At 50.4% G+C, this 17,126-nt stretch carries 12 protein-coding genes; 1 reads left to right on the top strand and 11 read right to left on the bottom strand.

The window, feature by feature from the left end; all coding sequences use genetic code 11:
* Positions 1-84: 84 nt before the first annotated feature.
* A complete protein-coding gene (locus tag Q1A69_RS14895; RefSeq protein ID WP_299586954.1) occupies positions 85-1,722 on the top strand; it encodes a BCCT family transporter in 1,638 nt (545 codons plus the stop codon).
* A gap of 273 nt (positions 1,723-1,995) precedes the next feature.
* Here the strand turns inward: Q1A69_RS14895 and rnr are convergent, their stop codons facing one another.
* The 11 genes from rnr to Q1A69_RS14840 all read right to left on the bottom strand — a co-directional run bounded on the left by rnr (position 1,996) and on the right by Q1A69_RS14840 (position 17,099).
* Positions 1,996-4,302 (bottom strand): ribonuclease R, encoded by a 2,307-nt coding sequence (gene rnr, locus Q1A69_RS14890; RefSeq protein WP_299586952.1) that lies wholly within the window; start codon positions 4,300-4,302, stop codon positions 1,996-1,998.
* A gap of 252 nt (positions 4,303-4,554) precedes the next feature.
* Positions 4,555-4,764 carry a cold-shock protein gene (locus Q1A69_RS14885; protein ID WP_299586949.1) on the bottom strand — a complete coding sequence of 70 codons (210 nt, stop codon included), beginning with the start codon at positions 4,762-4,764 and terminating at the stop codon, positions 4,555-4,557.
* Between the two features lie 236 nt (positions 4,765-5,000).
* Entirely contained in the window at positions 5,001-5,966 is a 966-nt protein-coding gene (locus Q1A69_RS14880; RefSeq protein WP_299586947.1) for a M15 family metallopeptidase, read from the bottom strand.
* Positions 5,967-6,262: 296 nt separating this feature from the next.
* Positions 6,263-6,967, bottom strand: coding sequence for a TorF family putative porin (locus Q1A69_RS14875; RefSeq protein ID WP_299586945.1), 705 nt, complete (start codon positions 6,965-6,967; stop codon positions 6,263-6,265).
* Between the two features lie 69 nt (positions 6,968-7,036).
* Positions 7,037-8,254 (bottom strand): BCCT family transporter, encoded by a 1,218-nt coding sequence (locus Q1A69_RS14870; protein WP_299586943.1) that lies wholly within the window; start codon positions 8,252-8,254, stop codon positions 7,037-7,039.
* A 121-nt stretch (positions 8,255-8,375) separates the two neighbouring features.
* Positions 8,376-10,049: a choline dehydrogenase gene (betA, locus tag Q1A69_RS14865; RefSeq protein WP_299586941.1), complete on the bottom strand. Its 1,674-nt coding sequence runs from the start codon at positions 10,047-10,049 to the stop codon at positions 8,376-8,378.
* 12 nt (positions 10,050-10,061) lie between these two features.
* A complete protein-coding gene (gene betB / locus Q1A69_RS14860; RefSeq protein WP_299586938.1) occupies positions 10,062-11,525 on the bottom strand; it encodes a betaine-aldehyde dehydrogenase in 1,464 nt (487 codons plus the stop codon).
* Positions 11,526-12,060: 535 nt separating this feature from the next.
* Positions 12,061-13,494 carry a sodium/proline symporter gene (locus Q1A69_RS14855; RefSeq protein ID WP_299586936.1) on the bottom strand — a complete coding sequence of 478 codons (1,434 nt, stop codon included), beginning with the start codon at positions 13,492-13,494 and terminating at the stop codon, positions 12,061-12,063.
* Positions 13,495-13,779: 285 nt separating this feature from the next.
* Entirely contained in the window at positions 13,780-14,685 is a 906-nt protein-coding gene (locus tag Q1A69_RS14850; protein ID WP_299586934.1) for a hypothetical protein, read from the bottom strand.
* Positions 14,670-16,100: an aspartate kinase gene (locus Q1A69_RS14845; protein ID WP_299586931.1), complete on the bottom strand. Its 1,431-nt coding sequence runs from the start codon at positions 16,098-16,100 to the stop codon at positions 14,670-14,672. Before Q1A69_RS14845 ends, Q1A69_RS14850 begins: the two co-directional genes overlap by 16 nt.
* Positions 16,101-16,694: 594 nt before the next feature.
* Entirely contained in the window at positions 16,695-17,099 is a 405-nt protein-coding gene (locus Q1A69_RS14840) for an ectoine synthase (protein WP_299586928.1), read from the bottom strand.
* Positions 17,100-17,126: the final 27 nt, after the last annotated feature.

The following is a 17,126-nucleotide window of genomic DNA, read 5'->3' as shown; positions in this document are numbered from 1 at the left end:
AGGAAGGTGTTAAATTACTTGAGCCCACTGGAATTTTTGGTGGGTAAACGTGTGTCACTTATGTTGGCAATCTAGGCACTTGCACTGTTATTACTGGTTACCGTTCCGCTCGTAATATTTCCTGATGTTGGTGCCGCATGGGTGCTGACCGCCAAAAAATTTGTCACTGATCAGCTGGGCGTTTTTTATCTGTTGCTCGGGGTGGGGGCCATACTTTTTATGGTCTATATCGTATTTAGTGATATTGGCCAAATAAAGCTGGGAACAGCCGAAGAGGACCCCGAGTTTTCTACGGTGTCCTGGGCTTCTATGTTGTTTTGCTCCGGTATTGGAGCCTCCATCCTCTACTGGTCGATGGTGGAGTGGGTCTATTACTACCAAACCCCACCTTTCCAGGTTGAGGGTGGCACTCCCGAAGCTGCGCGCTGGGCGGTTGCCTACGGCATATTCCATTGGGGGCCACTGGCATGGTCTATTTATCTCATACCAGCCTTACCTATCGCCTATTTTTACTACGTGAGGAACCATAGCGTATTGAAGATTAGTGAAGCTCTGATGCCCGTGCTGGGCGAGGAGCGGGCCAAAGGAGGGATCGGAAAGTTCGTCGATGTACTCTTTATCTTTGGGATGCTTGGGGGGGGTGCTACAACACTGGGAATTGCGGCACCTCTAATTACAGAGGGGGCTCATGAGTTGTTCGGCGTACCTAGGGACCTGACGACGCAAGTTCTGGTGCTCATGCTATGCACGCTCATTTTTGGTTATAGCGCTTTTGTCGGTCTAAAAAATGGTATTAGAGCTCTTTCCAATGTCAATATGTGGCTTTCGGTCACACTACTCGCTTTTGTATTTTTAGTGGGCCCCACACTGTTCATGCTGAATACGGGCTTGGACGCCCTGGGGCGAGTGTTAGACAATATCTTTCATATGGCCTCTTGGACGGAGCCCTTTGCACAGTTTGAGCGTTTTCCAGATACCCACTTTCCGCAGGATTGGACTATTTTTTACTGGGCCTGGTGGCTGGTATTCGCACCGAGCGTGGGCCTCTTTATTGCAAGAATCTCCCGCGGTAGGACGATCAAAGCGATGGTGGTGGGCTCCATATTCTTTGGTACCTTGGGGTGCTTCCTGTTCTTCATGGTGCTAGGGAACTACGGTGTCTATCTGCAGTTTTCTGGGGAGTTGGACGTTGTTCAGATGCTCAATCAGGAGGGGGCAACCGCGGCAATATTTGCTATCTTGAAGACGTTGCCCGCCAGCAAACTCGTAATATTGGTTTACACCGTGCTCGCTTTGATCTTTACCGCAACTACCTTTGATTCGATTTCTTATATTCTTGCGGCAGTAGTACAAAAAGAGGTGGATGAAGAACCGGCACGTTGGAATCGGGTTTTCTGGGCATTTGCTTTGTCTGTTATGCCTGTCACCCTGATGTTTCTAGGCGGGCTGGATACCCTGCAAACTGCCAGCGTTATTGGAGGTGTTCCACTGTTAATTGTGGCGCTTCTGTTATCCGTCTCTATCGTCAAAGCGGCACAATATGATTTGCGTTTCCAGCCGGACTATGAAGAAAAGGAAATCTACATTGAAGATTTTCCTGAAGATGATCCCTGGAGTAAAGAGGGGGACTGGGAGTTACCCACCGAATCCTCTCACGGTGTGACACATAATGATAAACCCCATGTAGAGGGCGATCCGGGAAGCCACCCTTCACGCCTGTAGCCAGGCTGGGTAATTCACCAAATTGCCCCTTGTGACTTAACCGGAATCTACAGGGCACCTTCAGTAAAGGTGCTCTGTATACACTTACATTGGTCTGCGACCGTGAAATTCGAGTGTGATGTTCGATCAAACGGTCAGCACGACGCTTGATTTTTAGGTTGAGCTCAACCAAGGCTTTCGCCAATCCTCAAGCTCCCCTAAAAACTTTTGCGCACTCAGGGTCACGTAACCTGACGGCCAGTTGTTGCTGGTTGAAAGAGCAATATTTTCCAATCACTTTTTCTTAAATGGTTTCTTTCGGCCCTGCTGGCCTTCCAGCTCAAATTCAATCTTGCGCCGTTCCATATCGACTCGAACTACGCGAATATCGACAGCATCGCCAAGACCGTAGCTGGTCTTACTACGCTCGCCGCTGAGTCGCTGTCTGGCGGCATCAAAATTATAAAAATCGTTTTTTAGGGCGGAGATGTGGACCAGTCCTTCAACCTTGATATCTTCAAGCTCGACAAACAGGCCGAAGTGGGCGACGCTGCTGACGACACCACGAAAGCAGTCACCTACAAAATCCTGCATATATTCACATTTTAACCAGGCTTCCACCTCCCAGCTCGCCTTGTCTGCGCGCCGGGAAACGGTTGAGCAATGCTCAGCCAAATCCCGTATAGCCGTTTTGTCGTAGGGATAGCTTGTTGCGGGATTTAAAAGTTCTGCATTTTTATAGCGCTGCACGGAACCTCTGCCAGCGCCAGTGAAGAACCTCAGTGCTTGACGCAAGGGGTTTATACTGCTTGCCTGGCTAATCTCCGAACGAATCGCTCGATGTACGAGGAGGTCAGGATAGCGGCGAATCGGTGATGTAAAGTGCGCATACGCGGAATAAGCCAAGCCAAAATGGCCTTGATTGTCGGGGCTGTATTCCGCCTGACTGAGTGATCGCAGCATCATTGTGCGGATAATATCGGCATCAGGACGCTGGTCAATACTCCTCAGCAAGCGATCATAGTGGGCAGGTGAGGGCTTGTCGCCGCCTGCCAGGCTGAGTCCTTTTTCGCCGAGAAATACGCGTAGATTGGTCAGTTTTTTATCTCTGGGCCCGTCATGAACCCGATATAGCGCCGGTATTTTCAGCTTCTCTAAGAATCGTGCTGTCGCAACATTGGCGCACAGCATGAACTCTTCAATCATTCTGTGTGCGTCATGACGGATGACGGGAATTATCTGATCAATCTTGCGATCTTTATTAAATTTAAATTGTACTTCTTGCTTGTCGAAATCCATTGAGCCGCGTTTTGCCCGCGCCTTTCTCAATACGGTGTAAAGGTTATGCAGCGTGTGAATATGGGGCACTACTGCTGAATATTGGCGAGCCACGGTAAGCCCAGGACCGGAATCAGGTGAGGTTAATAATGTATTCACCTGGTTGTAAGTAAGTCTGGCGTGTGAGTGAATCACCCCTTCCGAGAACTTATAGGCTGTCATTTTGCCAGAGGCGGTGAGTGTTATTTCACAGACCATAACTAGCCGGTCAACGTGGGGATTTAATGAGCACAAGCCGTTGGAAAGTGCTTCTGGCAGCATGGGGACGACATGTCCTGGGAAGTAAACCGAAGTGCCGCGCTTTTGCGCCTCCTGATCCAATGCGCCACCGGGCATAACATAGTGGGAAACATCCGCGATGGCGACAAATAATCGCCATCCGCCGGTCCTGGTCTTTTCGCAATAGACGGCGTCGTCAAAGTCGCGCGCATCATCACCATCAATAGTCACAAAGGGCAGTGATCTAAAGTCGGTGCGATTTAGTTTATCGGTTTCTGCGACCTCGTCTCCCATGTGTTTCGCGGCCCTGGTGGTTTCCTGGGGCCAGCGATGGGGGATGTCGTGGCCCCGTATCGCCACTTCGATTTCCATGCCGGGGGCCATCGCATCACCTAGCCGCTCCGTCACCCTTCCGAAGGCATTGTAGCGGCGGCAGGGGGCCTCGATGATTTCTACAGACACATATTGGCCGGCTTTTGCCCCCATCAGTTGATCGCTATCGACATCAATCTCATGGGCGATACGGCTGTTTTCGGGCTTAAGGAAGTAGTCCTGATTTTCGACGTGCAAGCGCCCAACCACATGAGTGGTATTCCGTTCAAGTACTTTGACGATGACGCCTTGCTGTCGGCCGCGGTGGTCAACACCGGTTATGCGAACCTGGGCGCGATCACCATCAAATACCGTGGACATTTCGGTATTTGAAAGATATAGGTCATCTTCGGTGTCATCGCAGGCAAGGAAGCCAAAGCCATCTGGATGGCCAATCACGCGCCCAGTTATCAAATCTTCTGCCCTAGTTAAGCTGTAACCTTGCTGTCGATCGAAGGAGAGCTGTCCATCGCGCTCCATGGCACGCAAGCGGCGGCGTAAGGCTTCGTTCTGTTCTTTGCCGGACAAAGATAATGCTCGGGCCAGTTGCTGCCGATCCAATGCTTTATTGCTTTTTTTGAGCAAATTGATAATGAATACACGATCGGGGATGGGATTACTGTATTTTGAGGTGTCAGAGGAGGAGGGCGCCGTTACTAAGGCTGAATTCATAATTTCTCTCAGAAAACCGCCAGGAACGTTGTGCTTGATAAAGGCTTAAATGATGTGTCGGTGCAGATCAGATATAACTCGGCAAGGCAGGGTGGCGGGTATCACTCAATTGAAATTGAGGACTTAAAATAGGTGGGTATTCAAAGTGATTGGATACCCATAGTCGAGGTTGAGATACTCGAAAAGTGTATCTCAACCTGCGAAACGCAAAGCGACTCAGTAGGGTCACTCAGTCGCTAAGGTAGCTAGCCGTTAGATGCAGACGATGTTTTCTGCTTGTGGGCCTTTTTTGCCCTGAGTTACGACAAACTCAACCGCTTGACCTTCGGCCAGGGTTTTGAACCCAGGGCTTGCGATTGCGCTAAAGTGTGCGAAGACATCGGGGCCGGACTTCTGTGCAATAAAGCCAAAGCCTTTTTCTTCATTGAACCACTTAACGGTGCCGGTAGTAGTGTTAGACATAATAATATCCTGAAAACAAATAGGGGTAAGCCTTCATATGAGGCATGAATAGCGAAAAAATAGACTTAACTTTAAAAATCTACAGGACGAAGTACTACAGAGATGCGACGAAATGGAGAGTGTAAACAAAGGTAACTTACTTTTTAGCTGTTGGCAGCAGTATATGTATTTTCGCTCTCCGGTCAAGCGGTTTTTAACTTGATAGTGAGAGTCGGTGGCTCTTGCCCCACTTTTGGTCATTGTGGTTCAAATGCTGCCGTAACCTCCTCTACGCAGGACTTCCTGAGAAGGGCGGCGTCATTCCTCGCGCCACCCATCTCTAAACACTGATTAAGCTGGCTTACATAACGGCGAAACAATACTTTTGCCCCCTCTAAAGGCAAGGCCACCAGATAGTCAATAAATTGGCGAGAGCCTACCTGGAAGTGCATATAATCAATCGGCGTATTCCAATCGCCACCCCAAACAGCAAAGCCGTGTTTGGCAAATACTAGGGCCACATCTTCTGTCATCCCCACGCGAACCGGCTTTCCAACTCGATACTTTGCTCTATTTAAATATCCCTCAGTAGCATCCCTGGGTATTACTTCAGCCCTGGAGGTATTTTCAATATCCAGGTAAGGGTTCTGTAGAGGGTTAATATCAATAGCGACTCCATAGGCATGCTCTGACCACCTGGTTTCATTGGTGATGAATCGAGAGTCGAATGCCAGCGTATTATTCATATCCTCAGTTACCCTCTCTTGTTGGCTGAAATATTCGATTGGAATTGCAGATTTAATAGGAAATTTCAATCGATATAACTCGCCAAACAAATTAAGCACTTCACCGGCTACAACATCGAGGACGATCACGGCCCCTTTTGGAGGGGGCACCACGTTGTTTGCCGCTCTCTGGCGAATCCCGCTACTCGGGGGAGGTATGCTTCTGTATAAACTGTCGAGCGCAAAAGTACTCCTCATGAGTCGACTGGAAATAGGGAAGAAGTTGAAGACGACCTTTCGCAAGCGCTCGCATCCAACAGGTGAATCACTTTTAATAATCTTTCGGTATCTCATGAGTGCACATTCACTTTGAGATACTGTGTAAATGCCTACCTGTGCCTCAGGGTGAAAGTCGTCAACACTAATATCACTCAAAGAGTTCTTAGTGCAGGCGAAGATCACCAAAATCAGTAAGGCAGCGACAGTGGACTTAAGCATACCCTTTCCAGGCTTTTCCATAGCAAACAGTACTTTTTACGCCAGCTAAGGGTTTTCAGTGGTTTAATATTTAGGCATTCCAATAAGTTTAGCTGTTGTAGCAAGCCGTTTTGGGTCAATAGATTGCAGGGTATAGAAACTAGCAGATACTGCGTCAGCTTTTAGAGAAGGGGTTCAGGAGGGGGCGATTAACGGGTTGTCATTAAGGAGTTACAGAAGGTGATCTTTACTCGGCACTTGAGGCAGCAAAGATGGTGGCCCGGGAGCTTTAGCGGCCCCCGGAACCCAGACGCACTTTACAGGTTGAAAGTACGGGCAATAGAGAAGACTATGCGCTCGTCTGCGGCATCGGAATCGAGGTTGGTGTTTTCCGCGGCAATATTGAGATCGAAACCATTCAAGGAGGTCATATACTCTACGCGGTAGTGATTGTAGGATTCATCATCACCCCAAATCCACTTATCTTTATCTGTAGAAGTAGAGCGATCAACACTGAAGCGCACATTGTGGTTATCTGCCAATTCAATGGTGTGGGCCAGCATCAGAATGTGGTGGTTTCCACCAGTGCCAAAATAGTCCCAGCTGTACCAGCCATTCACTTCTGACGCACCCAAAGAAGAGCTGTAGCCTAGTTTGGCATAGGCTTCTGGGTAATTGCCTTCGTTAGAAGTGTTATCGCCATGATAGGTGTAATAGGCGATACCGGTATCCAGGCTCACTCTGTCGGTAAGTTGCATAAACTTACCCGCGTAAAAATCCCATTCCAGGTTAGTGCTGTCGTCACCTTCAAAATTCACATTGGAAGCCCAGCTGCCAACATACCAGCCACTGTCAAAACCATAATCGAGGCTGGCCTGTAGGGCGGGATTCTCTTTTGTTTGGCTTACACCATTAAAGGTGTAATCGCTGGTCAGATTTACGGTGGAGGAAAGATCAGCAAAAGATTGTTGCGAAATGGCCAGTATGGAAGCACAGGCCAGGGCTGATAGTTTCAAATTCATAATATTGTCCCCTTAAATTTTATTCGTTATCCCTGCCCAGTTTGGGCAGGGTATTACACTTCAATATTCTTAATTCACCATCTCGATCTTTCTGAAGTCGACCAGGTTCTCTTCGGGAGAGGCGTTGATAGAGGCAACTTCCCGGTAGCGTTTAACCAGGATGTAACCGAGGCAGCAGAAGAAGATGCCGATCACGAGGGCCCCGATCCATTGGATTTGCAGGAAGTCCAGCTTGAACAGCAGGGTGAGCAGGCTCAGTGCCACCAGGTTCAAAATGAAGTACTTCATTTTGCCGAGGCGGGCGACAGTCATACCCAGGTTGTCGGTATACAAGCGGATCAGAGAATCCAGTGAGTTGATTACAAAGGTGATGCCCACAACAACCATGGCCAGGTTATAAAAGCCGCTGGTGTCCAGGCCCTGACTGGAGTAGTAATACAGAACGGTAAACCAAAGCGCGATGGGAATCGACGGGAAGATCAGCATCGCCGCCAGAACCTGATAAGTGCGCAGGCCACCCACAAAGCGGGAGGTAAACTGGCCAATCATGATGCTCCAGGCAAACCACCAGAAGAGGTAGAACTCGTGGTAATCATTCAGAGGCAGTACAAACTGGTGGATATTGCCAAAATAACTGCCGAGCAGGCTGAAGGTGGAGACAAAATCGCCAACGCTACCATTTTCGCCGGTAAAGGCACCAACCCACATCAGCGCAATCAGGCCGATAAACAACCAAGTGGTGGCCAGGCTGAGAAGGCGCACATAGCGCAGACTGGTGGATGAGTACACGGCGGCAGCGATTACAGCAAATACGATCAAATAGAAGGTGCCAACAATGGTTTCACCATCGCCAACCTGAGGCAGGTACCAGGGCAGGTTGCTCAACAGCAGGTAGGCTGTAAATGCACAGGTGCCGATGATCACTACATTGTTGATCAGCTTAACCAGGCCTATCTCGAAGAACTTTACTTTCGGCTCGATTACGCAAAAGTAGAAGCAAGTGAGGAAATAAAAACCCCAAATCAAGAATGCCCAAAAGCCAAACTCAATGGCAAGTGGGTTGGTGAAGCCGTATTCGGGGCTGTTTGCCAGGTCCGCGTAACCGGCAAACTCGGTCAGTGGGAACATGATCAGGCCAACATCCAGGCCTGAAGTAAACAGAATGGCGATAAAGGTGAAGGTGTGGACAGGTGTAACCCCAACCAGCTTCACGTTACCCCAACGAATTAAGGCAAAGATTATTGCTGTAAAAGTAAACAATATCCCCGCAGAAAGCCAAAACGTCATGCTGTGTCTCCAGCTATGTTATTGGTATACCGGCGCCTCCGGAAGGCTAAACTGTGCGAGATTTGAGTATCCCCGCCGAAATGAAGGGGATAGTCAAATCTTGACAGGACGCCGGTGGTAATTAGCTCGCTGGTCGCTTGGGGCGGCCAGGTCGCTGAGTGCTGGTCGCCGCAAGGGCCACCGATGCTTCGGATGGGGCCAATACTGGGCGCCCCAAAATCAGGTCGGCAGCACGCTCTGCCACCATGATGGTGGGTGCGTTCAGGTTGCCGTTTGGAATTGTCGGGAAGATAGAAGAGTCAACGACCCTCAAACCCTGCAAGCCATGCACGCGGGTTTCCGGGTCCACCACAGCCATTGAATCGGTGCCCATCTTGCAGGAGCAGGACGGGTGGTAGGCACTTTCGACAGATTCACGTACGAAAGCATCGATCTGTTCGTCAGTCTGAATATCGGTACCGGGCTGAATCTCTTCTCCGCGGAACGTATCGAAAGCCGGCTGGTTAATGATCTCACGGGTCAGGCGTACGCAAGCGCGGAAGCCTTCGATATCCTCTTTCTCCTGAAGGTAATTGAAGAGAATAGAAGGTGATACTTTTGGATCACTGCTAACCACTTTAACTCGGCCGCGACTCTTGGGCTTGTTATGCCCGATATGTACCTGAAAGCCGTGCCCATCGAAGGCCTCTTTGCCGTCATAGCGCATTGCCGCAGGAAGGAAGTGATATTGCAAATCGGGCCACTCAACACTTTCCTTGGAGCGGATAAAGCCACAGGACTCAAAGTGGTTGGTAGCTCCAAGGCCGTCCTTCTTCAGTATCCAGCGCGCGCCTATCAGGAATTTATTCCAGGGATCGAGCTTGCCATTTAGGGAGATCGGCTGTTCGCAGCGGAACTGGAAGTAAAACTCCAAGTGGTCCTGCAAATTTTGGCCAACGCCTGGAAGCTCGTGCTGAAGCTCGATACCGGCTTCCGCCAATGTCTCAGCTTCCCCAATACCGGAGAGCTGAAGGAGGTGAGGGGAGCCAATTGGTCCTGCGCTGAGGATGACTTCCTGTCGCGCCTTAAACTCCTGGATTTTACCTTTACGTTCAAGCTTGATACCTACAGCCCGCTTACCTTCGAGTAGTACCCGGTGCACGGTAGCGTGGGTCAATACGGTGAGATTCGGGCGTTGCATTGCCGGTTTCAGGTAAGCATTGGCAGTAGACCAGCGTTTTCCATCCTTTACCGTCATATGCATGGGGCCGAAGCCCTCTTGCTGCTCACCGTTATAATCTGCGGTGTAATCGTAACCGGCTTCTTTGCCGGCCTCGATGAAGGCGCCGTAGAGGGGGTTGGCCATTTCATTGCCATTATTTACCCCCAGCGGACCCTCATCACCACGGTACTCATCACCACCGAAGGCCCAAGTCTCCGAGCGCTTGAAGTAGGGTAGGCAGTGCGCGTAATCCCAGCCTTCCGCACCGTGTTGTGCCCATTCGTCGAAATCTTTAGCGTGCCCTCGCACATACACCATGCCGTTAATGGAGGAGGAGCCTCCAAGCACCTTGCCCCTGGGGCAGTGCATACTGCGATTATCCAGGTGGGGCTCCGGCTCGGTCATAAACTGCCAAGCATACTTTTTCGTGTTCATGGGGATGGACAGCGCAGTGGGCATCTGAATAAAGAGGCTGCGGTCACTCCCACCAGTTTCCACTAATAGGACGTTCTTATCTTCCTTGGCCGACAGGCGGTTGGCCAGGACACAGCCGGCAGAGCCGGCACCGACGATGATGTAATCAAACTCACTCATGCAGGATACCGCTTAAAATGGACTTTCTAGTGGAGCCAGACCCACATACACCGCCTTGATCTGGGTGTAATGGTTCAAGGTTGCCAGTCCATTTTCGCGCCCGACACCAGATAACTTGTATCCGCCCACAGGCATTTCGGCCGGAGAGGCCCCGTAAGCGTTAATCCAGCAGATGCCCGCTTGCATCTGGTGGATTACCCGGTGGGCGCGCGTGATATCGCGAGTGAATACGCCAGCGGCAAGCCCCAGGCGGGTATCATTTGCGCGACGAATGACTTCGTCTTCCTCATCAAACACCAGCACTGACATCACCGGGCCGAAAATCTCTTCGCGGCAGATAGTCATATCATCACGACAATCGGTGAATACCGTCGGAGCGACGAAGTAGCCGTTGGGTGCATTCTCAGGGGAGAGGGTATGACCGCCGCAGAGGAGGGTGGCACCTTCCTTTTTACCTTGATTGATGTAGTCCATCACCAGCTGTTGGTGCTTGGCGGAGATCAGTGCACCGAAATTGGTATCTGGATGCATCGGATCACCGGCAATTATATTCTGCTCGGTACGCTCTTTTAAGCGTGCGAGGAACTGCTCATGGATATTGCGATGAACGAAGACGCGAGTTCCATTGGTGCAGATTTCGCCCTGGGTATAGAAGTTGCCCAGCATGGCGGCTGAGACGGCCTGTTCCAGGTCGGCATCATCAAAGATAACCAATGGGGACTTACCGCCCAGCTCCATGGTTACTTCTTTCAAATTGGAGGCCGCTGCGGCCATCACTTTCTTGCCAGTGCCTACTTCGCCAGTGAAAGACACTTTGGCGATATCCGGATGGTTGGTCAGCCAGGCGCCAACAGCACCGTCACCCTGAATTACATTGAAAACGCCAGGGGGCATGCCCGCTTCAATAAAAATTTCGGCCAGCTTCAGGGCGCCCTTGGGCGTTTCCTCGGAAGGCTTGAAGATCATGGCATTACCACAGGCCAGCGCCGGTGCCGCTTTCCAGCAGGCGATCTGCAGGGGGTAGTTCCAGGCACCAATACCGGCGCAAACACCTAAGGGCTCGCGACGGGTATAGTAGAAATCCTCACCCACCTGCTGCTGGTTGCCTTCGATGCCTGCAGCCAGGCCGGCGAAGAACTCAATGGAATCAGCGCCTGTCACGACATCGACAACGCTCGCTTCTTGCCAAGGCTTACCGGTGTCAGCAACTTCAATAGCCGCCAGCTCGTCGTTTCGCTCGCGCAACAGCGCTACGGCTTTCAATAGAATACGACTGCGTTCAATCGGCGCCATGGCTGACCATTGCGCAAAACCGCGTTTGGCGCTCTCGATGGTCTCAGCGAGTACCTTTTCATCGGCCTGCTCTACCTGGTAGCTAACCTCATTGGTTGCCGGGTTGAATACATCAAAACACTCACCGCTTTCGTTGGCCAGGTAGCGACCATCCACAAAACTTTGTTCTTTTTCCAATGACATCTGTCTCTCCATACTGCCTTAACAGAGGGTCAATAGGTTGTTTATCAAGCGATAAAGCCGAGGGTCACCCTGCTGAACAAGGAATTTGGACCCATGGTCATCACTGTATTAAATCTCTGAAGCTCGGGCCTCCCGCAGCAGAAACTCTGCCTGCAAAAGTGGGGCGAAAACCCGGGCCGCACGCCTTCAGACTAGGCTATTTGACGCGAAATATAACATGCTATTAGTTTGAACTCTAATTGTTTCCGCTGAATCCATGCTGGCAGAGGGGGAGAAAGGAGATTTATTTTTCAACAAATGCCGGGTTTTTCCGGAATATTCTTACTATAAATGCCCCATTTAAAGGTTGGGCATCTCGTTTGAACTCTATCCAAAATGCGGTCAATATTTGATCAAATCTGGAGTAAAGCGAAGGCCATCGGCAAGAATTACAAAGGACTGAAAATCATAAAAAAAGCCCCCAAGGGCGTATGCCTTGAGAGCCTTGAGAGCTTTGAGGGAAATACTATGAGCTATCAACCGCTGATTCTGGGTGTTAGCGAGTGCTCTCCAAAGAGTTCACTTCGCCCAGTTCGACGGGGCGACAAAACTGGCGGGCCAAGTAGAACACCAATAGTCCAGCGAGAATTCCGGGCAGCCCTTCGTAAACTGCGCCGTGAAATCCAAGTCCGCGCCATACAATGGCAGAGGAAAAACCAATCAGTACAGCGGTAATACTGACGAGCTGCGAAGGCTTCCAGCCGAGACACAGCACCAATATGAGTGGCCCAAACGCACTAGCGAGCCCCGACCAGGAGAAAATCACCAGGCTGAAAACACTTTGATTGTTCGTAAGCGCCAATAAGAGCGCTATAGCCGTGATAAACACCGTAGCGAGCTTCAGCAGCCAGGTTTTCTCTGTTTTGTGTGGAAGTATGTCGTGGGTAATAGCTGCGGAGCAGCTGAGCAACAGTGAGTCAGCTGTCGACATGGTAGCGGCGAAGATTCCGGCAAGAATCAAACCGACCAGCATGGGCGGGAGCAGTTCTATAGCCATAGTCGGCAGGGCTAGTTCCGCATCAAAGCTACCGACATCAGCGATATAAACCCTGGACAATAAGCCTACACCGGTCGCCATACAATAAAAAAGGATGAACCAGAGGTAATACCAGGCCCGGGCACGATGCATCTTGCTGGAGTCACTCAGGGCCATAAAACGCACCATGACATGGGGTTGGCCAATCACAGAAAAACCAGCGAAGAGCCAGCTCACCACAAAGAGAGCCACCCCACTCCAGCCGGGGAGTACCAGTGCCTGGGGGAACCAGTCCATAAACCCTTCCACGGCCCGCATTCTATCGAGGGTAACCGAAAGTCCACCTAAATCTGCCAGGGCAACGACCAGCAGGGTGCCCATTGCGCCGATCATCACAAGAGATTGCGCGGCATCAGTCCAGATGGAGGCACGAATACCTCCGGCAAAACAGTAGAGGCAAATTAGTATCGCCCCCGCTACAGCACCGGACCAAAGTGGCCAGTCCAGCAATACATGAAGGGCCTTGCTACCGGCAACCATCTGCGCGGAAGCATAGATCAGCAAAAACAACAGGGAGATAACCCCAATCATGCGCTGCAGAGTAGAGTGATTTTGCCCGTACCAATTACTGAGCACCCCAGCATAACTGACCTCTCCGCTTGAATTGGTCGCACAGCTCAGGCGCTTGTGTACATACAGGGAGGCAATAAAGTCCCCGGCAATCCAGCCCACCATTAACCAGATGGATGCCAGCCCGGTGATGTAGGTATAACCAATTACGCCAATAAACATGTAACCGCTGTTATTTGTCGCCACTGCCGACAAGCCAACCAGCCAGGGAGGAATACCCGCGCTGGCAAGGTAATAATCGGCCTTGGTACCGCGACTAAATAGCGCTGAGGAAATGCCTACCAGAGTAAACAGCGATAAAAATCCAATAAATGCGTAAATCACCTGCAGACCCTATCTCGTTATAAGTTATAGATTTGAAGATACTGTTATTTACTGACAGGTCAGAAGCAAAGAGGACCCCCTTGAAAGGGGGTACAAAATGAATACATCCCTGTGAAGGCTAAAGCGACATCCGTGCCTCAAGCCACCTCGGAAAAGTAGCGCGCCTGGGCCTCAGGCAAAGCCTGAATCAACCTTCGACACCTATGACTTTAAAGCCAACAAAAGTACAAATGCATTCAGAACCGCGAAGTCAGTAGTGCGGCACCCCTAAAGCCGGTAAGGAAATTAAGCACCCTTGTCATGATCATGGCTTTTCATGGCGATGATCTTATCGAGTTCTTTAAAAGACTCACTCTCTACCAACGGTTGTAGGGCGCTATCACTAAGAGTCTCCTCACGGTAACTCTCACTCCGGATAATGGCTTCCGCCAGATAGCGCAGCGCTTCATCAAATTGGCCCATGGTGGTATGCGCGCAGGCCAACTGATAAAACGCATGGCCATTATCGTGGTCGATACTGAGAGCCAGGTGGCAGAGATTTATAGCCCACTGCGGCTCATTGAGCTCCAAAACGGCATCGGCTTTATAGGTCAGCGCCTCAACATCCTCTCGGCGCAGCTGCAAAATTTCATCGTAGACTGCAATTTTATTGGCCACTGACGATTCCTGCTGTGCGCGGAGCCAGAGCGACTGAACCTCCTGTGTCAGCTCAATTTCCTCACGGTTTTCCTCGATGTGCTGGGTTTTCTGTTGAAGCTGACTCTCGATAACCTCAAGCCGCTTTTCATACTCTTGAACCAACCGGGAAATTTCCTCATCGGCCAGAGAGTGCACCCGCTCCTTGATATCCTGAAATGAACGCCAGCCCACCAGCACCAAAATTGAGGTGGCACCGGCAATCAGGTAAAAGAAGTAGGTGACAGTGTCGGTAGCGTAAGTGACCGCTCTATCTACAGAATTGTGCTCGCGATCTACAATTTGCTGGATCAGCTCATGTTTGGTTTGCGCCTGATCAACACGTAACTGCTTCAGCTCATCCAGTATGTACCTCTCCACAAAGGGGGTGTACATCGCCTTGCTCAAGGTTTCTACTTCTTTCTCAACATCCTTTTTATCATTCGCCTCCTGGGCAAGCAGGCCAGAGGGGGCGAATAGAACCCCAAAAAAGATCAGACTCAGGATGCGAGACATATAGCGGTTCCGTGATCGTGTATCTCTACCAGTGCTTCATGCAGGGTTCTCACCGCCGCATCATAATCGGATTCATTGACAATAAACTGCATGTCCACGTGCCTCATAGATTGATGTACAGCCAAAACACTGATGTCTTTCCTGGAAATCGACTGAACCGCTTTGGCAAGAACCCCAGGAATCTGCATGTCACTCCCTATAGCGGAAACAATAGCGACTTTGCGCTGATTCAACTCCGCTTCAGGGAATAGCTCTTCAATGGAGGCCTGGATGCGCTTTATAGTCTTCAGATTAGTGGACAGAAAATGGGTCAGCGTATTGGCATTGGTGTCTTTCGAGATGATATGCGCTTTGAATCTCTTTATCACTGACAGAACCTCTCGATCGTAATCTTGAAGGCTTCCGGCCATATCCTGATCAAACATTTCCAGAGCGTAAACACCTTTACAGCCAGCGATAATCTCTACACAGGGAGAGTCACTGATGTAGTCGCCGGTAATCAATGTGCCGGCATGCTCGGGCTCAAAAGTATTTTTAACCCGCAAAGGAATGTTCTCCTGGCGAAGCCCTTTTGCCGCCTTGGGGTGGATGGCTTCCATACCCAGGTTGGCGAGCTGGTCGGCCACATCGTAGTTGGTTCTACCAATAGGAACGGCATTATCGGCACCGACCAAGCGGGGATCGGCGCTGCTTAAGTGGAATTCCTTATGGATGACAGCTTCTTTCGCCCCGGTTAAGACGGCTAGGCGACTAAAAGTCATTTCACTATAACCCCGATCAAACGAGATCAGCAGACCCTTATCGCTGTGCGCATAGCCCGTGACAATCGGAAGCTGCTTATTCAAATCGATGTTGGCAAATGCATCGCGAATGCGCTCATCCAACGGGATATGCTTGTTTGTACGCCAGCCGGTTAAATCGACAAAGCAGGCGTTAACACCGTCCCTCTGCAGAAGTTTGGAGGTGTTCCATGCGCTGTGGGCCTCCCCCAAACTGGCAAGCATCTCCCTGACGGTACCGAGGTGGGCATCCAGGGCGAAGTGACCGTGTTGGCAAAGGCTTTGCAAATCCCGCAAACACTTTTGTGCGCCTTCAAGGCGCTCATCCAAGAACAGGTTGGCCGCCTCCAGCAGATCTCCACCCTTAAAGAGGCGCTCATTAATCTCGCACAGCTTTAAGCGCAGCTCATCAAACTTATCCAGCCAACTATCATCTTCTATACCGCTGGAAAACAGTCCATAGATTCCGGGCTGGCCACTTTTTTTATGTTCGAGCAGCAGGTCTGTAATGCCACCATAGGCAGAAACCACAAACACCCGATTGTAGAGATCGCCAGGACTCCCCTTAATAATATTGTCTCTGACGGATTCATAATCAGTCATTGAGGTGCCGCCAATCTTTTCTATCGTATGCATCGTCTCTTATAGATCCTTTTGTACTCTAGGGGTCAGCCCGCAAGTCTGGAATAAACACATCAGATCAGGCCGGGTTAGCTATCTTGACAGAGAGCAGAGGCTGCTTTCCTTGTGCAAGCGTCTTATGGTTGCAGCGGAATATTACAAATTGGGTCTCTCCCTTGCTGCTCGAGATAGCGCAGACAAAAAAGAAGTTAAAGGGTGTATTAAGTCAGAATAGTCGCCCAAACCAAGCCTTCCATTACCCCTCAAAATAATTGAACTGTTGGGTTCGCCTGCCCCCAGCCTCATTGCTTTATGCTCGCCATAGGGGTGGGAAGAGGGTGAGAAAAGCGAAGTGTTGCGACCTTTTGATAAGCGTCCACGCCAGAAGAAAACATACCCCTTTAAAGGATTGCACCTCTGAAGCCGGCGGGCATCAACTCGAATGGAGCTGAAGAAAGTGGGGGAGGGTGCCGCACAAAAGACCGCAGAGTCTCTCTGCCGCGCTTCGGTACATCGAAGGCTCGATGTTCGCGAGTGGTGCAACTTGGAAATAGTATAATATCTGCTATTTGGCAGATGGTTCATATCCCCCCCCTCGTCAGCAATTATTTATTCCTGAATAGAGTCCGCCTCCAGCTCATAGGCACCCTCAGCATTGTGGACCTCCTGGCCGTTCAAAGGGGGGTTGAAAACACAGGCCATTGTCATCTCCTCAAAGGCTCTCAGGACATGACGATCATGTTTATCTAAAACGTATATCGTGCCGGGCTCGATAGGATGTTTTTCCCCATTTTCCAGTGTTTCCACCTCACCGCGACCGGAAATACAATAAACAGCTTCCAGGTGATTTTGGTAGTGCATCTGGAAATCCGCACCGGTGTAAATAGTCGTAATATGGAAAGAAAAACCCATTCCGTCGTCTTTTAGGAGCAGACGCGTGCTCTCCCAATTGCCATCAGGAGAAACTATTCTTCGGTTTGAGTCTTTGGCTTCGGGTAATTTTCTAACGATCATTGGTGGTCCACCTTTTCTCACAAGGGC

Origin of the sequence: uncultured Microbulbifer sp. (genome assembly GCF_947498635.1) — a bacterium.
Taxonomy (GTDB): domain Bacteria; phylum Pseudomonadota; class Gammaproteobacteria; order Pseudomonadales; family Cellvibrionaceae; genus Microbulbifer; species Microbulbifer echini.
This window is presented reverse-complemented; position numbering and strand designations above follow the sequence as displayed.

What these genes read in the sequence shown, in the direction of transcription:
- betA (WP_299586941.1), bottom strand. Translation starts at nt 10,049, where the DNA reads ATGAGTGAGTTTGATTACATCATCGTCGGTGCCGGCTCTGCCGGCTGT.
- Q1A69_RS14850 (WP_299586934.1), bottom strand. Translation starts at nt 14,685, where the DNA reads ATGTCTCGCATCCTGAGTCTGATCTTTTTTGGGGTTCTATTCGCCCCC.
- Q1A69_RS14885 (WP_299586949.1), bottom strand. Translation starts at nt 4,764, where the DNA reads ATGTCTAACACTACTACCGGCACCGTTAAGTGGTTCAATGAAGAAAAA.
- Q1A69_RS14840 (WP_299586928.1), bottom strand. Translation starts at nt 17,099, where the DNA reads ATGATCGTTAGAAAATTACCCGAAGCCAAAGACTCAAACCGAAGAATA.
- Q1A69_RS14875 (WP_299586945.1), bottom strand. Translation starts at nt 6,967, where the DNA reads ATGAATTTGAAACTATCAGCCCTGGCCTGTGCTTCCATACTGGCCATT.
- Q1A69_RS14870 (WP_299586943.1), bottom strand. Translation starts at nt 8,254, where the DNA reads ATGACGTTTTGGCTTTCTGCGGGGATATTGTTTACTTTTACAGCAATA.
- betB (WP_299586938.1), bottom strand. Translation starts at nt 11,525, where the DNA reads ATGTCATTGGAAAAAGAACAAAGTTTTGTGGATGGTCGCTACCTGGCC.
- rnr (WP_299586952.1), bottom strand. Translation starts at nt 4,302, where the DNA reads ATGAATTCAGCCTTAGTAACGGCGCCCTCCTCCTCTGACACCTCAAAA.
- Q1A69_RS14845 (WP_299586931.1), bottom strand. Translation starts at nt 16,100, where the DNA reads ATGCATACGATAGAAAAGATTGGCGGCACCTCAATGACTGATTATGAA.
- Q1A69_RS14880 (WP_299586947.1), bottom strand. Translation starts at nt 5,966, where the DNA reads ATGCTTAAGTCCACTGTCGCTGCCTTACTGATTTTGGTGATCTTCGCC.